Source organism: Mesorhizobium tamadayense, assembly GCF_003863365.1.
Taxonomy (GTDB): Bacteria; Pseudomonadota; Alphaproteobacteria; order Rhizobiales; family Rhizobiaceae; genus Mesorhizobium; species Mesorhizobium tamadayense.
In genome coordinates this window covers 16,725-34,406 of record NZ_RQXT01000012.1, presented here as the reverse complement: position 1 = coordinate 34,406, position 17,682 = coordinate 16,725, and the positions used below count along the sequence as shown (strand labels likewise).

General features: G+C 64.3%; 15 protein-coding genes and 2 pseudogenes. 11 read left to right on the top strand and 6 right to left on the bottom strand.

What is annotated here, in order from left to right:
• Nucleotides 1-68 precede the first annotated feature (68 nt).
• The gene (locus EH240_RS12465; RefSeq protein ID WP_124998590.1) at nt 69-515 is read left to right on the top strand and encodes an iron-sulfur cluster assembly scaffold protein; all 447 of its coding nucleotides are present in this window, start codon (nt 69-71) and stop codon (nt 513-515) included.
• Nucleotides 516-525: 10 nt separating this feature from the next.
• On the opposite strand, the gene EH240_RS12460 is transcribed toward EH240_RS12465, so the two are convergent.
• Nucleotides 526-1,431, bottom strand: a complete 906-nt coding sequence (locus tag EH240_RS12460; RefSeq protein ID WP_124998588.1) for a LysR substrate-binding domain-containing protein — start codon at nt 1,429-1,431, stop codon at nt 526-528.
• A 92-nt stretch (nt 1,432-1,523) separates the two neighbouring features.
• Between EH240_RS12460 and EH240_RS37890 the strand changes: the two genes are divergently transcribed.
• From EH240_RS37890 to EH240_RS12435, 6 genes are all read left to right on the top strand, one after another.
• The gene (locus EH240_RS37890; protein WP_167483999.1) at nt 1,524-1,682 is read left to right on the top strand and encodes a hypothetical protein; all 159 of its coding nucleotides are present in this window, start codon (nt 1,524-1,526) and stop codon (nt 1,680-1,682) included.
• A 75-nt stretch (nt 1,683-1,757) separates the two neighbouring features.
• Complete coding sequence (gene yidD, locus EH240_RS12455) at nt 1,758-2,132, top strand: membrane protein insertion efficiency factor YidD (RefSeq protein ID WP_124998586.1); 375 nt, start codon at nt 1,758-1,760, stop codon at nt 2,130-2,132.
• Nucleotides 2,133-2,275: 143 nt separating this feature from the next.
• On the top strand, nt 2,276-3,085 hold the full coding sequence (blaOXA, locus tag EH240_RS12450; RefSeq protein ID WP_124998584.1) for a class D beta-lactamase: 810 nt from the start codon (nt 2,276-2,278) through the stop codon (nt 3,083-3,085).
• A 162-nt stretch (nt 3,086-3,247) separates the two neighbouring features.
• Nucleotides 3,248-5,221: a threonine--tRNA ligase gene (gene thrS / locus EH240_RS12445; protein ID WP_124998582.1), complete on the top strand. Its 1,974-nt coding sequence runs from the start codon at nt 3,248-3,250 to the stop codon at nt 5,219-5,221.
• A 191-nt stretch (nt 5,222-5,412) separates the two neighbouring features.
• Nucleotides 5,413-6,345 carry a lysophospholipid acyltransferase family protein gene (locus EH240_RS12440; protein WP_124998580.1) on the top strand — a complete coding sequence of 311 codons (933 nt, stop codon included), beginning with the start codon at nt 5,413-5,415 and terminating at the stop codon, nt 6,343-6,345.
• Nucleotides 6,346-6,960: 615 nt separating this feature from the next.
• Nucleotides 6,961-7,323, top strand: coding sequence for an outer membrane protein (locus tag EH240_RS12435; protein WP_124998578.1), 363 nt, complete (start codon nt 6,961-6,963; stop codon nt 7,321-7,323).
• A gap of 15 nt (nt 7,324-7,338) precedes the next feature.
• Here the strand turns inward: EH240_RS12435 and EH240_RS12430 are convergent, their stop codons facing one another.
• Entirely contained in the window at nt 7,339-8,304 is a 966-nt protein-coding gene (locus EH240_RS12430) for a hypothetical protein (RefSeq protein ID WP_124998576.1), read from the bottom strand.
• Between the two features lie 163 nt (nt 8,305-8,467).
• Between EH240_RS12430 and EH240_RS12425 the strand changes: the two genes are divergently transcribed.
• Nucleotides 8,468-9,052: a nitroreductase family protein gene (locus EH240_RS12425; RefSeq protein ID WP_124998574.1), complete on the top strand. Its 585-nt coding sequence runs from the start codon at nt 8,468-8,470 to the stop codon at nt 9,050-9,052.
• Nucleotide 9,053: 1 nt separating this feature from the next.
• Nucleotides 9,054-9,660 (top strand): annotated as a pseudogene (locus tag EH240_RS12420) (flavin reductase family protein).
• A gap of 20 nt (nt 9,661-9,680) precedes the next feature.
• Here the strand turns inward: EH240_RS12420 and EH240_RS12415 are convergent.
• Both EH240_RS12415 and EH240_RS12410 read right to left on the bottom strand, forming a co-directional pair.
• Nucleotides 9,681-10,562: an HpcH/HpaI aldolase/citrate lyase family protein gene (locus tag EH240_RS12415; RefSeq protein WP_124998572.1), complete on the bottom strand. Its 882-nt coding sequence runs from the start codon at nt 10,560-10,562 to the stop codon at nt 9,681-9,683.
• Nucleotides 10,562-11,020 (bottom strand): annotated as a pseudogene (locus tag EH240_RS12410) (MaoC family dehydratase); the annotation flags it as partial. The gene EH240_RS12415 and the pseudogene EH240_RS12410, both read right to left, overlap by 1 nt.
• 147 nt (nt 11,021-11,167) lie before the next feature.
• On the opposite strand from EH240_RS12410, the gene EH240_RS12405 reads away from it, so the two are divergent.
• Nucleotides 11,168-12,289: a DUF2336 domain-containing protein gene (locus tag EH240_RS12405; RefSeq protein WP_124998568.1), complete on the top strand. Its 1,122-nt coding sequence runs from the start codon at nt 11,168-11,170 to the stop codon at nt 12,287-12,289.
• 3 nt (nt 12,290-12,292) lie between these two features.
• On the opposite strand, the gene EH240_RS12400 is transcribed toward EH240_RS12405, so the two are convergent.
• Both EH240_RS12400 and parE read right to left on the bottom strand, forming a co-directional pair.
• Nucleotides 12,293-14,356, bottom strand: coding sequence for an FUSC family protein (locus EH240_RS12400; RefSeq protein ID WP_124998567.1), 2,064 nt, complete (start codon nt 14,354-14,356; stop codon nt 12,293-12,295).
• Between the two features lie 41 nt (nt 14,357-14,397).
• A complete protein-coding gene (gene parE, locus EH240_RS12395; protein ID WP_124998565.1) occupies nt 14,398-16,452 on the bottom strand; it encodes a DNA topoisomerase IV subunit B in 2,055 nt (684 codons plus the stop codon).
• Between the two features lie 255 nt (nt 16,453-16,707).
• Between parE and cpaB the strand changes: the two genes are divergently transcribed.
• Entirely contained in the window at nt 16,708-17,643 is a 936-nt protein-coding gene (gene cpaB / locus EH240_RS12390) for a Flp pilus assembly protein CpaB (RefSeq protein WP_124998563.1), read from the top strand.
• The last annotated feature ends 39 nt before the right edge of the window (nt 17,644-17,682 follow it).

The following is a 17,682-nucleotide window of genomic DNA, read 5'->3' as shown; positions in this document are numbered from 1 at the left end:
GTGCAGCGCGAAAGGAAGACGCCGGAGCGGCAAACGCTGTTCGCTCGGCGGCGACGGACTGGAAAAATATGATCGACGACGTCTACAATGCGAAAATTCTGGGTTTCGCCGGAAATATAGCGCGCATCGGCCGGCTCAATCATCCCGACGCGACCGCAAGGGCGCATTCCAAATTGTGTGGCTCGACCGTTACCGTCGACCTCAAGATGGACGGCAATGTGGTCACCGATTTCGCCCATGACGTGAAGGCCTGCGCGCTAGGCCAGGCCTCGTCCTCGATCATGGCCCAGCATGTCGTCGGCGCCAACGCGGATGAGTTGCGCGCGGTGCGCGACACCATGCTGAAGATGCTCAAGGAAAACGGCGCGCCGCCGCAAGGCCGCTTCGCCGACCTGAAATATCTGGAGCCGGTGCGCGATTACAAAGCGCGGCACGCCTCGACTATGCTGACCTTCGACGCGGTGGTCGACGCGATCGGCCAGATCGAGAAGAAGCGCGCCGGACAAGCTGCCTAACGGCAAGCTCCTAAACTACTCTTCTGCCTTTGGCGAACTCGCTTCGTATCCAGTCCGCAAAGGCCGCGGCCGGCTCGGAAAGATCCCGCAAATTTCTCGCTACCAGCCAGTAGGCACCGGACGCGACGTCGATCTCGAAAGGTTTGACCAGCGCGCCGGAGGCGAGCTCGTCGCCGATCTGCAAGAGATCGCCCAGCGCCACGCCATGGCCGAGGAGCGCGGCCTGCTTCGACAGCGACGCGTCGGCGAGCATCGGGCCGCGCGCCGGCACGGCATCGGCCGGCACGCCCGCCGCCTCGAACCAGCGCGCCCAGCCCTGGCGGTTTTCCTCATGCAGCAACGTGTAGTGGCGAAGGTCGACCGGCTTCTCTAGGGGAGGGCCGGACGCCAGAAGTGCCGGCGACAGGACCGGTGAATCGACGGTCGAGGCCAGGCGCTCGGCATCGCTGCGCGGCCACGCCGTTGCGTACGCGCTGAAGCGCAAGGCAAGCTCGGGCTGGTCGCCGCGGAAATCGATCAATCTCGGATCGACGTCCAGAGAAACGTCGAGATCGGGTCGCAACTGGCGAAAGCGGTTGAGCCGCGGCACCAGCCACACCGCGGCAAGCGAGGGTTCGACGCTGACGCGCACCACCGACTGCGCCGGCGTCATCGCCAGCTCCGACAGCACCCGGTCGATGTCGTCGAAGCTCCTGACCAGTTGGTCGTGCAGACGACGGCCGGCATCCGTCAGCTCGACTCGGCGATGGAGGCGGAGAAACAGCGGCTGGCGCAGGAAGGTCTCGAGCTCGCGGATCTGCCGGCTGATCGCCGCCTGAGACACATAAAGCTCCTCCGCCGCGCGGCTGAAGCTCAAGTGCCGGCCTGCCGTCTCGAAGCTCCTGAGCGCCGTGAGCGGCAGCCGGCCACGCTTCATCTTGCATAACCTCAAGTTATCCGACGCGGAATTTATACTCGTTTGAAGGCGAAGGCCAGCAGCAGTCTAATCGGTGCTCAAGGAGCACTGCCATGAACCAGTTCCTGGCCATTTTGAACGACGTCATGCGGATCGCGACTTTTCAGTGGCATGGCGAAGCCGCGCGCAGCCGCTGTTGCCATGATCCTGATGTTTCCCTGCACCATTCACAGTGTGCCGACACGCGTCCCATCCGCCGATCCAGGCCATGAGAGGCAAAGATCGTTGCGTTCCTCGCTCAAAGTCCACATCTATCGCATAAGGAAACTGGCTGCGGAGAAGTGCCGGTGGGCGACCATACAGGACATACGCATGGCGTCCGGCCGATCCGGCATGGGCGCAACTGGCAGGGACCCTGGCGCAAGACGCCGGGCCGTGTCCTCGGCACCTCGCTCGTGCGCCTCTACCAGCTGGCGCTCTCCGGCTTCGTCGGCAACAGCTGCCGGCATCTGCCGACTTGTTCGGAATACGCGCATGAGGCGATCGCCCGCCATGGCCTGTGGGCCGGCGGCTGGCTGGCGCTGTTTCGGGTCTCGCGTTGCGGGCCGTTCGGAACGCATGGCATCGATCTCGTGCCGGAGACGCTTGCCCGGCGCCATGTCTGGTTCATGCCCTGGCTCTACTGGCAGATCGGCAGGAAACGCGGCGACCCCGAGAGCTGATAGCAGCGGTGAGCAACGCGCCGTTCTTTACCCTCCGTTAGGGTTAACGCAAGCCTGCACAAACACTGCGAATTTGAGACAAAATCGAGACAAGACGCATCGCTAAGCAGCTCGCCGTAATTCCTTCCAACAGTGAGCTTCGCATGCGCCAGATGGACCGCTACCCCTTCATTATTGCAATCGTCCTGTTCCTTCTGGCCTGGATGCTCGGCCTGCCGGTGCGGGCGCAATCGGCGCCGCTCGAGGACATCCACTGCACGCTGATCCAGGATTCGACGAGCGGTGCGACGCTTTACCAGGACGGCGTCTGCGACCGGCGCGTCAGCCCGGCTTCCACCTTCAAGGTGCCTCTGGCGCTGATCGGCTACGATGCCGGAATCCTGAGCGACCAGCACACGCCGCGCTGGGACTACAAGCCCGAGTTCAACGCGGTGAAGCGCGACCGCAAGATCGTTGACCCGACGATCTGGGAACGCGATTCCATCATCTGGTATTCGCGCGAGATCACGCGCCGGCTGGGGGCGAAAAGTTTCGCCGGCTACATATCGAAATTCGGCTACGGCAATGCGGATGTCTCTGGCGGCGCCGGCAAGAACGACGGCCTGACCAATTCCTGGGTGGATTCCTCGCTCGAAATCTCGCCCGTCGAGCAAGCGACATTCCTGCGCCGGCTGCTTGCCGGCAAAATGCCGGTTTCGGCCAAGGCGCATGAGATGACGAAAGCGATCATGCCAAGCTTCAAGGCCGGCGGCTGGTCGGTGCAGGGCAAGACCGGCAGCACAGCGCGAGATAAGAACAAGCGGTCGCTCGGCTGGTTCGTCGGCTGGGCGGAGAAGGATGGCCGCCGCATCGTGTTCGCCCGGCTTGTTGTCGACGCAAAGCGCGACGGCATGCCGAAGGGGCTCGCCACGCGGGCAGCCTTCCTAAAGGATCTGCCCGGCCTAATAGGATGAGATCGCGACTTTACGGCGGCGGAATCTGCCTCTAAAACCGCGCCCGCCGGCCATAGTCCTTGTGATTGGCGCCTCCGGCTAAACCTGCGCATGCCACCCACCTTGAGGCGACATGCATTTCACCACCCGCGCTCGTTTGCGGGACTGGATAGGAGAACTCTGATGCTGAATTCCGTTTCCCTGACATTTCCCGATGGCTCCGTCCGCGATTACGACGCGGCGATGACCGGCGCCGGTCTTGCCGAGTCGATCTCCAGGTCGCTGGCCAAGAAAGCCGTGGCCTATGCGATCGACGGCACCATCCGCGACCTTTCCGATCCGCTCGGCAAATCCGGCAAGGTCGAGATCATCACCCGCGACGACCCGCGTGCCTTGGAGCTTATCCGCCACGATGCCGCACATGTGCTGGCCGAGGCAGTGCAGGAGCTCTGGCCGGGAACGCAGGTGACCATCGGGCCAGTGATCGAGAACGGGTTCTACTACGACTTCGCGCGCAACGAGCCGTTCACGCCGGATGATTTTCCCGCGATCGAGAAGAAGATGCGCGAGATCATCGCGCGCAACAAGCCGTTCACCAAGGAGGTCTGGTCGCGCGAGAAGGCGAAGAAGGTCTTCGCCGACAAGGGCGAGCGCTACAAGCTCGAGCTGATCGACGCTATTCCCGAGGATCAGGATCTCAAGATCTACGCCCAGGGGGGCTGGTTCGACCTCTGCCGTGGTCCGCACATGGCTTCCACCGGACAGATCGGCAATGCCTTCAAGCTGATGAAGGTTGCAGGCGCTTACTGGCGCGGCGATTCCAACAACCCGATGCTGACGCGCATCTACGGCACCGCCTTTGCCGACCAGGCGCAGCTCGAGGCCTACCAGACGCTGCTGGAGGAAGCCGAGAAGCGCGATCATCGCAAGGTCGGCCGCGAGATGGACCTGTTCCATTTCCAGGAGGAAGGACCGGGCGTCGTCTTCTGGCACGCCAAGGGCTGGAAGATGTTCCAGAACCTGGTCAGCTACATGCGCCGCCGCCTCGACGAGCACGGCTACCAGGAAGTCAACGCGCCGCAGGTGCTGGACAAGAGCCTGTGGGAGACGTCCGGCCACTGGGGCTGGTACCGCGACGCGATGTTCAAGGTGACGGTCGCAGGCGACGATACCGACGACGACCGCATCTTCGCGCTGAAGCCTATGAACTGCCCCGGCCATGTGCAGATATTCAAGCATGGGTTGAAGTCTTACCGCGAACTGCCCGTAAAGCTTGCGGAGTTTGGCAATGTGCATCGCTACGAGCCATCAGGCGCGCTGCACGGGCTGATGCGCGTGCGCGGCTTCACTCAGGACGACGCGCATATCTTCTGTACCGAGGAGCAGCTCGCCGCGGAATGCCTGCGCATCAACGACCTGATCCTGTCGACCTATGCCGATTTCGGCTTCGATGAGGTCGCCGTGAAGCTGTCGACGCGGCCGGACAAGCGCGTCGGCACCGACGAGGCCTGGGATCATGCCGAGGCGATCATGAGCGATGTGCTGGAGACGATCCGCACGCGCTCCGGCAACCGCATCAAGATCTCGATCAATCCGGGCGAGGGCGCCTTCTACGGTCCGAAATTCGAATATGTGCTGAAGGACGCTATCGGCCGCGAATGGCAGTGCGGCACCACGCAGGTCGACTTCAACCTGCCGGAACGTTTTGGCGCCTTCTATATCGGCTCGGATTCGGAGAAGAAGCAGCCGGTCATGGTGCATCGCGCGGTGTGCGGCTCGATGGAGCGTTTCCTCGGCATTCTGATCGAGAACTATTCCGGCCATTTCCCGCTGTGGTTCGCGCCGCTGCAGGTGGTGGTGGCGACGATCACCTCCGACGCCGATGAGTATGCGATGAAGGTGGTCGGGCGGCTGAAGGCTGCGGGCCTGCTGGCCGAAGCGGACCTGCGCAACGAGAAGATCAACTACAAGGTGCGCGAGCATTCGCTTGCCAAGGTCCCGGTTATCCTCGTCTGCGGCAGGCGCGAGGCGGAGGAGGAGACCGTCAATATCCGCCGGCTCGGCTCCCGCGACCAGGAATCGCTCAAGCTGGCGGACGCGGTGAAGTTGCTTGCCGACGAAGCGGTCGCGCCGGACCGCAAGCGCCGCGCGGCCTGATTTTCCCGAACCTCTCTAAAGCGCGTGGCGCTGAAACGGATTCAGGCGACGCGCTTTAGGTCTTCGTTTTTGATGCATGTCGTTTTCCCAAAACCGCTGCACACTTTTGGGCGACATGCAATGGAATGGCGGCGGCATGGTCCACCGCCATTTTCATACGCCTGTCACGCCAACCTTGTAACCGAGCCGCCGTGCTCAAGCTGAAACTGCGGGAAAGGCCGTTTCCCGAGCTCTCCTACGCCAACCAGCATCAGCCGGCGCTGACGCGGTGGTTCATCCGTTCCGTCGAAGGCCTGTCGGGCCGCGACCGCTTTGCCGTGCTCTATGATTTCTGGCGCCGCCAGGTTGCGCCGACCGGCGAGCGCGTGTTCAGCCGCATGCTTGAGCTGATCGACGTCAAGGTGCGCAACGCCGGCCATTGGCCGCCGGCGAATTTGCCGGAAACGCCGCTGGTGATCGTCGCCAACCATCCGTTCGGCATCGGCGACGGCATTGCCGTGCTGTCGCTCGCCGAGCAGCTCGGCCGTCCGTTCCGGGTCATGATCCACAAGGATCTGCTCAGGATCCGCGAGATGGAAGCCTATTCGCTGCCGATCGATTTTTCCGAGACCAAGGAAGCGCTGAAGAACAACATGGCCGTGCGCCATGAGGCGGTGCGGCTGTTGAAGGAAGGCGTCACCATTGTCGTCTTCCCGGCCGGCGGCGTCGCCACGGCGCCGAAGGGGTTCGGCCGTGCGATCGACCTACCGTGGAAGATGTTCCCAGCCAAGCTGATCCAGGAGGCTAAGGCCTCGGTCGTCCCGATGCATTTCTCCGGCCAGAACGGCCGCCTGTTCCATCTGGTCAGCGGCCCGATGAACATGGCCGAGCGCGACAACCGCGTGGCGAAGTTCGTCGGCAAGGCGTCGCTGACGCTGCGCACCTCCTTGCTCATCCGCGAGTTCGCGCGGCAGTCCGGCAAGGCGATCGAGTTGCGCATCGGCGACGTGCTGAGTTGGAGCGAGCTGGAGCCGCTGCGCGACCGCAAGGTACTGCTCGACCGGCTCTACCGCAGCGTCTTCGATCTGGCGCCGGCACGCGGCCGTGTCCATTTCTTGCCCCGTCGCATGCGCAAGGCGGCCTGAGAGCCTCTCGGGCGATAGTTTCCAACTTGGAACCGCAGTCGATGGAAATAATCGATATTTTAGCTGTTTCTTGAATACTTGGCAGATATTTATACTGTGACCGTGCGGCCACAGTCATAGGTTGCAGGATTTGCTATCAAAGGCTTGGGTTGGGGAACTAAGCCGATGAATATCGCGAAAACACTTATGGTGATGAGCCTAGCCTCGGGCGGCGCCGGATTCGCTGCGGCGGGTTCCGCCAAGGCAGGTGATGCTACTCCGTCCTGGAGCGGCGCCTATATCGGCGCCAATGTCGGCTATGGCTGGGATTCTGGCGATGCGACATTGCTGATGAAACCCCGCGCCTGCACGTGCACCGGACGGTTTTCCCGTAGAGGATATTCAGGGAGTTATAGACGCTTTCCAAGAAGCTGGTTCGTTTCCAACGTCGCTGTCGCCATCCGCTCGAGGCATGGTTGGCGGCGGTCAGGCTGGGTATAACTGGCAGTTGCCTTCCAACTGGGTAATCGGCATCGAGGCAGATCTACAACTATCGGGGATAAAGGGCTCGGATTCGCAAGGAAGGACTCCGCAGTTTTTTGACGAGACAAGCACAGCCGTCAGCAAGAAAGTAGACTGGTACGGGACGGTGCGCGGCCGTGCTGGGTCAATCCTGACTGGCTGATCTTTGCCACCGGCGGTCTGGCCTACGGAAAAGCGAGCCTCGGGTTCCATGTCGATGATGTAACCTCAGGCTGTATTCCTGACGCGACGATTTGCGGGGACAGCTCAAAGTCAGACGTTCGGCTGGGATGGACCCTCGGAGCAGGCGTCGAAACGATACTGGCACCCAGCTGGAGCGTGAAGGCTGAATATCTGTACGTCGATCTTGGCAAGCAAACCTTTGATGCTCCCACCACATCGCCGATAAATTTCAAAGTGTCGGCCAAGTTCCACGAGCGGACCGTGCGTATCGGCCTGAACTATCACTTCGAGTGAGCGGTCTAGGCGCCGTCAGTCCGCGCCTTCCTCGGGATCGATGGCTGACGATTCGTTGGCCACGACCTCGATCTCCTGGTTCTGGCCGGCAACGACCGTGAAATCCTTCTGGTAGATGCGGTCGCGGTTCTTAGCGATGATGGTGTATTGGCCCTCGGCCAGCACCATCGAGGCGAAGGCCCCGACGGCTTCCTTGATCGGATCGCCGGATTCGTTGAGCAGCGACCACGAGGTGTCGGCGATTGCCTCGCCGCCTGGCTCGCGCACCAGCTTCATCGTCATCTCGGCCGCGCGGTGCTCGACGGTCGCCTCCGTCAGCTTGCCGGCCTCGACGCGGATGTCGGAGCGGATCACGGCGTTGACCGCGCCGTAAGTGGAGACGACGTGGTAGGTGCCGGCATTCAGCCGCACCACCGTGTTCGGCTCGACATCGGGGGCGATCAGAGCGCGGTCGCCATTTTGCTCGGCATGGCTCTCATAGATCGAGAAGCGGAGCTTCTTCGGCGGGATATGCGCGCCGCCTGACGTCACGGCGTCGAGCTTCAAGCCGCCGGCGTCGAGGACGAGGCTCTCGCGCTTGGCGTCCTTGCCGACGGTGATGCGCTTGGTGGCCCCGGCCCGCCCATAGGAGGCGTGGACAAGGTAGCTGCCGGGATCGAGCTGGAACACCGCAGTGCCCCCATGCGCGGACGCGACCATCGGCAGCTTGCCGTCGCCCGCGGGCTCCGGCTTGAACACGCGCCACACGATGCCGCGGGTGATGTCGGCGCCCTTGTCGGTCAGTTGCGCCGAAAGGGTGATCGCGCCGCCGCTGCCCAGCGCCAGCGACCTCTCGCTCTTTGGCGTCGCATAGCTCGAGATGCCCGGCAGCTTGATGTCGCCGACGTCGTTGGCGTTCTGGGCCAGCGCGAACGAAACCGGCACCGCGAACAGCGCGGCGATGAGCCCGATCACGAAAAGGCGCAGAGTCCCCTCAAACATGCCTTGCGTTGAAGCCCAAGGCGGTGGCAATTTCAAGGCTCAAGAGCCTGCCGCCTTCCATCAGGGCTCTTTATCCGGCGCATAATGCGCCATTGCCCGAGCCGCCCGACCTCCCACCGGCGCGCTTCAGCTCAAAATTTGAATGCTCAGGAGACTTGCGCCCATGGCGTCGCCGATCATCGACTTCCTGCTGACCCGCAATTCCGCGCCGATTCCAGACCTCAAGGAGCCGGCGCCGAGCGATACGGAAATCGCCACGATGATCGCAGCCGCCTCGCGGGTGCCGGACCATGGCCGGCTCGAGCCCTGGCGCTTCATCCTGTACCGCGGCGAAGCGCGGGTCGAAATCGGCAAGAAGCTCGCGGCGCTCGCCGAGCAGCGCGAGGGGCCGCTGGCCGAGGGGCGGCGCAACCAGGAACTGGCGCGCTTCTCGCGCGCGCCGCTGGTGATCGGCGTGGTGTCGGTGCCGAGAGAGAACCCGAAGATCCCGCAATGGGAGATGTTCCTGTCGGGCGGAATGGCGGCTATGAATCTGATGATCGCGGCCAATGCGCTGGGCTATGGCACCAACATGATCAGCAACTGGTATTCCGACGTTGCGGAGGGCAGGGCGATCCTCGGGCTGTCGCCGCAAGAGCGCGTCGTAGGCTTCGTCCATATCGGCTCATACCAGGGGCCGGCGCCGGAGCGGCCGCGGCCCGATCCGGCGAAGCTCTATGCCGAATACACCGGGCCCTGGGCCGGCTGACATGTTCTACGAGCCTTCGAAGGGGCATGGCCTGCCGCACGATCCGTCCAAGGCGATCGTGGCACCCCGCCCCATCGGATGGATCTCGAATTGAACAGGGCCGGCGAGATCAACCTCGCGCCCTGTTCCTTCTTCAACGCCTTCTCGACGCGTCCTTTCATCGTCTGGTTCTCATCTGAGGGCGCGAAGGACAGCGCCACCTTCGCTGAAGAGACGGGCGAATTCGTCGCCGACCTCGTCAGCCGCGAGCTGGCCGAGAAGATGAACCGCACGGCGGTCGATGCGCCGCGCGGGGTCAGCGAGTTCGGCTACGCCGATCTCGCCATGGCGCCGTCGCGCCTCGTCGCGCCGCCGCGCGTGGCGGAGGCGCCCGCCGCGCTCCAATGCAAGGTGACGGAGATATTTCGGCCACGAGCGCTGGACGGTAGCGAAACCAGCGCCATCATCGTCGCCGGTGAGGCGTCGGCGTCCACATCGACGATGCTTATCTCAGGGACGGCCAATTCGACATCGTCAGGGCCGGCAATGTCGGCCGGCTCGGCTATATGGACTATGCCAGCGTCAACGAGATATTTTCGATGCGGCGGCCGCGCTGGGGGAAGGAGTAGCGCGGCTCAGCTGCAGCGGATCAGGCCGAGATCCCTGCCCCTTTGGCGCGGGCCAACAGACGCTCAGCCAGACGCAGATGCGGCCGGTCATACATCTTACCGTCGATGCCGACCACGCCCGGATTTCCCGCCGCCGCGAAGGCGTCGACGATCGCCTGCGATCGCTCGACCGCCTCGACCGACGGCGTGAAGGCGGCGTTGATGATGGGCACCTGCGCCGGATGGATCGCCATCTTGCCAGTAAAGCCGTCGCGCTCGGCCTCGCGGCACTCGGCCTCGAAAGCGGCCATGTCGCGGAAATCCGGAAAGACGGTATCGATCGCCGCGACTTCCGCCCCGCCGGCTGCCAGGATGGTCATCGCGCGTGCCAGGCGGAACACATCGGTGTGGCGGCCGCCCTCGTCTCGCGCGGCGCGCGCGCCGATCGCTGCCGACAGGTCTTCCGCACCCCAGGTCAAACCGGCGAGCCGGGCGCTTGCGCCGGCATAGCTCGCGGCCGCCAGCACGCCGGCCGCGGTCTCGGTGATGATCGGCAGGATTCTTATGCCGCCGTCCGGCAACCCGCTTTCGGCTTCGTGCACCCTGAGTTTGGCTGCCAACTGCTGGACGTCCTGTCCGCCGTTCGACTTCGGCAGCATGATGCCGTCGGGCTCGGCGGGGACAAGTGCCGCGAGGTCGTCGTCGGTCAGGCCGGTGGAAAGGTCGTTGACGCGGACATAGACGGCTGAGCTTGTCTTTTGCCTTTGACTTGAGATGAAGCGCGCAGCGACAGCGCGCGCCGCCGTTTTGTTGGCGCTGGCAACGGAATCCTCGAGGTCGACGATGACCACATCGGCGCCGGCGCCAAAGCCCTTTTCCAGCTTCCGCTCGGAATCGCCCGGCACGAACAGCAGCGAACGCATCAGACTGCCTTCTTCATCATCATCGCCTGCCTCGTGCATTTGGCGACAAGAACATCGTCCTGATTGTAGGCGCGATGCTCGAACTCGACGATGCCGCGATCGGGCTTCGATTTCGAGTCGCGTACCGAAACGACCGTGGTCTCGACCCGGATGGTGTCGCCGTGGAAGACCGGGTGCGGGAAGACGGTCTCCTTCATGCCGAGATTGGCGACCGTGGTGCCGACGGTGATGTCGTTCACCGAGATGCCGATCATCAGGCCGAGCGTGAACAGCGAATTGACGAGCGGCCTGCCCCATTCGCTCTTCGCGGCGAAGTCGAAATCGATATGCAAGGGCTGCGGGTTCAGCGTCATCACCGAAAACAGCATGTTGTCGCTTTCGGTGACGGTCTTGCGCAGCGTGTGCCGGAAGACGCGGCCGACGACGAACTCTTCCAAAAAAAGCCCGGCCATGGTCGATCCCCTCCGCTTATTCCTGCTTGATAGGCGTTGGCCGCGGCTCCATCAAGCCGGTTAAGAAACATGGTGAACCGTTCGTAAACCATTTGCAGCCTACCGTTCACGACGGGGCCGGGAAACGTTCCGGCAAGGGCGTAGCTGGTCGGCATGATTGTTTCGCATTTTCTAAAATGGATTGATACGGCAAGGGTGTCCGAGCGCGCCGCCGCCGCAAGCGCGCTGGCGCGCGCCTACATCAATTCCGACCTGCCTTTCGAGGATCGCTGCGCCGCCGAGGCAGCGCTCACGCTGCTGCTCGACGACGTCTCCGCCAAGGTCCGGCAGTCGCTCGCCGAAGCGCTGTCGATGAGCCACCACGCGCCGCCGCAGGTGATCGCAGCGCTCGCTTCCGACCAACCGGAAGTGGCGGCCCTGGTGCTGGCGCGTTCGCCCTTGCTTACCGATGCCGATCTCATCGATCGCGTCGCCTGCGGCCAGAAGGCCACCCAGAAGCTCATAGCCAACCGTCCCGTCGTCTCGATGTCGCTGGCGGCTGCCATCGCCGAGATCGGCGAGCCCGAAGCCTGCGCCACCCTTGTTGCCAACAGCGGCGCCGACATCGCCACACTGAGCTTCCGCCGCATGGCCGAGCGGCACGGTCACCTGCCACTGGTGCGCGAAGCGCTGATCGCCGACGCGCGGCTTCCCGCCGACTGCCGGCACATGCTTTTGGTCAAGCTCGGCGAGACGCTGAAAGGCTCGCCGCTGGTCTTGGCGCTGATGGGGCCCGCCCGCGCCGACCGGGTGATGCGCGACGCCTGCGTGAAGGCTTCGGTGACGCTGATCGAGGGCACGCGCGCCGAAGAGCACGCCGCGCTGATCGAGCATCTGAGGCTGCGCGGCGATCTCACCGCAAGCTTCATCATCCGTACCATCGCGCATGGCAAGGTCGACTTCTTCGGCTCGGCGCTGGTCGCGCTTACCCAGCAATCCGAGCAGCGGGTGAGGGCGCTGCTGGCCGGCGGGCACGACGTGGCGCTGCAGGCGCTGTTCCGCAATGCCGGCCTCGCCGCCGCCACCCACGGCATCATCCTGCGGGCGCTGAAGATCTGGCGCGAGGTCGCCAACGGCAAGCGCATCGCCGGTGTCCAGGAAGTGAGCTGGCTGATGCTGAAGGAGCTTGGCGGGCAATCGGCCGAGGGCGATCTCGCCGGGCTGGTCAAGTCGATCCATCTCGACGCGCTACGCGAAAACGCGCGCGGGCATGCGCTGGCGATTGCGGCAGCGTAGCCCTCAGCCTCCGTCCTTCGCGAAGAAGTCCGGATAATCCTCCATCGCCGCGGCGATGATGCGCAACGAGGCGGCGACCTGAAGCATTTCGGGCCGGTCGCTGCGGTCGGCGATGCTGGCCGCATATTGCCTCGCCACGGCAACGGTCGAGGTTTGCGGCTCGCCATGTCGCCTGAACAGCAATTCCCGCGCCAGGCCGCGTAGGAAATTGCCGATCGATTCCACCGTCTCGTGCGGGATCGCGGAATTCAGCTGCGCGCTGCGCAGCCGCAGCACTTCGAGCCCGACGGTGACGGCGGCGATGCTGCCGCCCAAAATGGGATCTCCCTTCCTGCCTGTCGGCCGCAGCTGCGGCATCAACTGGTTGATGCGGTCATAGGCAAGGCTCTCGAAAGCCGAGCGCCGGGGAATGCGCTCATGCAGGCAAAGGCGCGCCAGATCCTCGCGCATCGCCTGCGAGATGCGCTCGACGGTGACCCAGGGGTTGGCCGGCAGCACGATGATGAAGACGCCGACGGCGATCAGGATGCCGACCAGGATCGACGCCGATCCGGCGAAGAACGGCCCGGGGTCATAGGTCATCAACTGGTGCGGGCTGAGGAAAGCGAGGAAGTTGATGGCGAAGGCGGTGGCGACGCCGACATGGCGCGGATTGGCCATGCCGAGCGCCGCCGGCACCATGATCGGCACGACAAAGAGCGTGAACCAGCCGAAGCCGGGCAGCGCCGGCATGGCGACCTGGCCGACAAGGAAGGCGAAGGGCAGGGCGAGCAGCGTTCCGGTGAAGAAACCCCAGGCGGACTGGACCGGATCGGGGCGCGCCGCGAACAGGCTGGAGACGACGGCGACGATGATGACGGTGCCCGCGGCCTCCGACCATTTTGTCGTCAGCCAGAAGGCCGCGACCAGGAGCGTGGCGAGTGCGGCGCGCACCGCATTGCGCCATGCGGCATGATAGTCGCGATGCACGACCAGGGCCGGCTGCTGTCGTTCACGGGACGGCCCGGACACCGGCGAGCGAAGCGCATCCAGGCCGCGCATCACCTGCTTCAGCGCCTCCGCGAAATCGGCGGCGATGGTGAGGCGGGTGATGGTGCCGACCTTGTCTTCACCGGGGTCGGTGGCCACAGGCGTCTCTCTTGCCTTGCTCGCGATCGCCTCAAGCCGCGCCACCCACAGGCCGGTGTCGTCAAGCGCGCCGGGCGTCGCCGCCAGCTCTCCGACCAAGGTCTTCAACTCGCTGCGCACCGGGATGAGAGCCACGTTCTTCGGCGCTGCATGGGTGTGCAGGGCGCGGGCCGCCGAGAGCGCCCACAGGAGCTGCCCGATCGTGCGCCGCACCGGATGGGCGCGCGTGGCGAAACTCGGCGCCTCGAGACGCGCGTAGGTGCGCATCTCGGCAAGCGTCTGGGCGTCAGTGATCAGCTTGCGCTGGAGAGCGGCAAGGCCAGCCGGATCGCCGCCGGAAAAGGCGCCTGAGGCATAGTCGGCGAGATCGAGAATGCTGCGCTTCAATCTCGAGATGATGGCGTCCGCAGCGAGCTTCGGCAGGATCAGCCGGCTGGTTACGCCGGCGCAGACGATGCCGAGCACGATTTCGGCGCAGCGCGCGATGGCGAGATCGAGGACGAGATGGGGCTGCCCGAAGGCCGGCAGGCTGATGATCATCGCGGTGTAGCCGGCAAGGGCGGCGCCATAGGCCTCCGGATTGCGCAGCAGCGACGAGACGAGCGTGCAGACGCCGATCCATAGCGCCAGCACCGCCACCAGCAACCAGGGATTGGTGCCGAACAGCGAAGTGATGCCGATTGCCGCCAGGCCGCCGGCCAGCGTGCCGAGCAGCCGGTAGAAACCTTTCGCCAGCACCATGCCGGCCACCGGCTGCGCGACGATGAAAACTGTCATCATCGCCCATTGCGGATGGTCGAGCTTGAGGGCGTATGCGGCAAGCAGCGCGATCAGCCCGGCCGAGACCGTGCGCAGGGCAAAGATCCAGTCCGAGCGCGTCGGCTGCGTCAGGCCACTTATTGGTATCCCGGCAAGATCCTTCAGCCGCGCCCAGGTCACATCAAAGTCTCCGTACCGGAGCTTTATGGACCAGCCGGCATTCAGATATCCAGCACGTCGGTCTCGGCGAACTCGGCGCGTTCCTGGATGAAGCGGAAGCGCGCCTCGGGCTTGGTGCCCATCAGCGCATCGACAGCATCCTTGGTCGCCTGCTCGGCGTCGATTACGTCGACCCTGAGCAGCGTGCGCTTCCTCGGGTCCATCGTGGTTTCCTTGAGCTGCGAAGCCATCATCTCGCCCAAGCCCTTGAAGCGGCCGATCTCGACCTTGCCGCGCCCTGTGAATTCGGTGCGCAGCAACTCGTCCTTATGCGTGTCGTCGCGGGCATAGGCGACCTTGCCGCCCTGACGGATCGAATAGAGCGGCGGCACGGCCATGTAGAGGTGGCCGCCGCGGATCAGGTTCGGCATTTCCTGGTAGAAGAAGGTGATCAACAGCGAAGCGATATGCGCGCCGTCGACGTCGGCGTCGGTCATGATGATCACGCGATCGTAGCGCAGGTCCTCGTCGCGGTATTTCGAGCGCGTGCCGCAACCGAGCGCCTGGATCAGGTCGGAAATCTGCTGGTTGGCGGCAAGCTTGTCGTTGCCGGCGCTGGCGACGTTGAGGATCTTGCCGCGCAGCGGCAGCACGGCCTGGCTGGCGCGGTCGCGCGCCTGCTTGGCCGAGCCGCCGGCGGAGTCGCCTTCGACGATGAACAGCTCGGCGCCGGCGGCGGCATTCTGCGTGCAGTCGGCGAGCTTGCCGGGCAGGCGCAGCTTGCGCACCGCGCTCTTGCGCGAGACTTCCTTTTCCTGACGGCGGCGCACGCGCTCGTCGGCGCGCGCGATCACCCAATCGAGAAGTTTTGACGCTTCCTGCGGGTTGTCGGCCAGCCAATGGTCGAACGGATCGCGGATGGCGGTTTCGACGATGCGCATCGCCTCGATCGTCGCCAGCCTGTCCTTGGTCTGGCCAACGAATTCTGGCTCGCGGATGAACACCGACAGCATGCCGGCGGCCGAGATCATCACGTCCTCTGTCGTGATGATCGAGGCGCGCTTGTTGCCGATGAGGTCGGCATAGGCGCGAAGCCCACGCGTCAGCACGTTGCGGAAGCCGGCCTCATGCGTGCCGCCCTCGGCGGTGGGAATCGTGTTGCAGTAGGAGTTGAGGAAACCGTCGCCGCCGAACCAGGTGACCGCCCATTCGAGCGAGCCGTGGCCGCCCTGCTTGTCGCTTTTTCCCGCGAACATCTCGCGGGTGACCTGGAATTCGTCGCCGAGCGTTGCCTTGAGATAGTCCTTCAGGCCGCCGGGGAAATGGAACTCGGCCTTAGCCGGCGTCTGGTCCTTCTCCTTGATCAGCGACGGATCGCAGGTCCAGCGGATCTCGACGCCGCCGAACAGATAGGCCTTCGAGCGCGTCATGCGGTAGAGCCGCGCCGGCTCGAAGGCGGCGCCCTTGCCGAAGATCTGCTCGTCGGGATGGAAGCGGGTCCTGGTGCCGCGCCGGTTGTGGACCTCGCCGAGATGCTCAAGACCGCTGACCGGGATGCCGCGGGAAAAACGCTGGCGATAGAGCTGGCGTCCGCGCGCGACCTCGACCTCGAGGTGGTCCGACAGCGCGTTGACGACGGAGACGCCGACGCCGTGCAGACCGCCGGAGGTCTCGTAGACCTTGGAGTCGAACTTGCCGCCCGAATGCAGCGTCGTCATGATGACTTCGAGCGCCGGCTTCTTGAACTTCGGATGCGGATCGACCGGAATGCCGCGCCCATTGTCGGTGACGGTGAGAAACCCGTCCGCCGAAAGCTCGACGTCGATGAAGGTCGCATGGCCGGCGACAGCCTCGTCCATCGAATTGTCGATGACCTCGGCGAACAGGTGATGCATCGCCTTGTCGTCGGTGCCGCCGATATACATGCCTGGACGGCGCCGCACCGGTTCCAGCCCCTCCAGCACCTCGATGTCGGCGGCGCTATAGCTCTCGCTGCCGTCACGGGCGGCGGGCGAACGCCTGGCCGCCTGCACCAGCGGATCAGCCGGGCGCGAGGGCGCGCGCGCTTGCTGCGGCTGCTTTTCCTGGTTGCCGAAAAGATCGCTGGTGTCGTCCATGCTGGCCATTAAGTCCGGTACTGCGAATCACACCTCGATACTGCCACGCTTTTGGCGGGCGAACGAGGTTCCTGTTCCGTTCAGGGATCAAAGTGTCTCTTATTCCAAAACCATTCGATAACCAAGCCGGCCGAAATAGGGCGGTCTCCATGCCCTTGGATTCCTGATTCTTTAACAATGACGCCTAGCGTGGGTGGCAACTAACAAAAGACCACGGGCGTCAGGGGTTTCGTTGTGAGGGGCAGGGCCATAACAATGATCGGCATCGCCGCCGTTTTCGGCGCGATCTCGATCTTTGCCGCGGATTTCTGGGTCAAAAGCCAGGCGAAAGCCGAGTCCGAGCAGAACGTGGCGTCGATCGTCGCGCCGCAGCCCAAGGTCGAGTTCAAGACCATCGTGGTGGCGAGCGCGCCGCTGCGCTACGGCATGGAGCTCGACCGGTCGCAACTCACCGAAATCCCGTGGCCGCAGGATTCCCTGCCGCAAGGCGCCTTCCCGACCGTCGATAAGCTGCTTGCCGAAGGCAGCCGCGTCGTGCTGTCGCCGATCGAGGTGAACGAGCCGGTGCTGCTCACCAAGCTGTCGGGGCCGAACGGCCGCGCAACGCTTTCCAACATGCTGTCGCCGGGCATGCGGGCCGTCACCATCCGCACCGACGAGATCGCCGGCGTCGGCGGCTTCGTCACTCCGGGCGACCGGGTCGACGTCGTGCTGACGCGCGACGCCGGCGAAATCCAGGAAGTGTCCAAGAACGCGCAAGGCGCCGCCGGCTCGACGGTCACGTCCGAAATCGTCGTCTCCGATGCCAAGGTGCTTTCGGTCGGGCAGGGCGCGGACGAGCGCAAAACCGAGCCGCAGATCGCAAATTCCGTGACCCTCGAGGTGACGAACGAAGGGGCGCAAAAAGTCGCGCTCGCCCGCACCGTCGGCACTTTGTCGCTGTCCTTGCGGTCCTCCGCCGACGCCAGCGCCAGCGGCAATGGGCTCACCACCATCTCGTCCTTCGGCGGTTCGGTTGCCGCGGGCGCCGAGGCAAGCGCCGCCTCGCTCGTCAATGCGGTGGCGAAGGAGCCGGAAGCGCCAAAGTTCAAGACGGTGATCGTGTCGCGCGGCGAAAAGGTCGAGGAATACAAGGTTCCTTCCAAGCAAGCCGAGGGAGACGTCGTTCCTTCCAAGGAACAAGAACAATAGCCGGTGGGGACCGGCCGGGGACGGACAATGCCTGTGTTG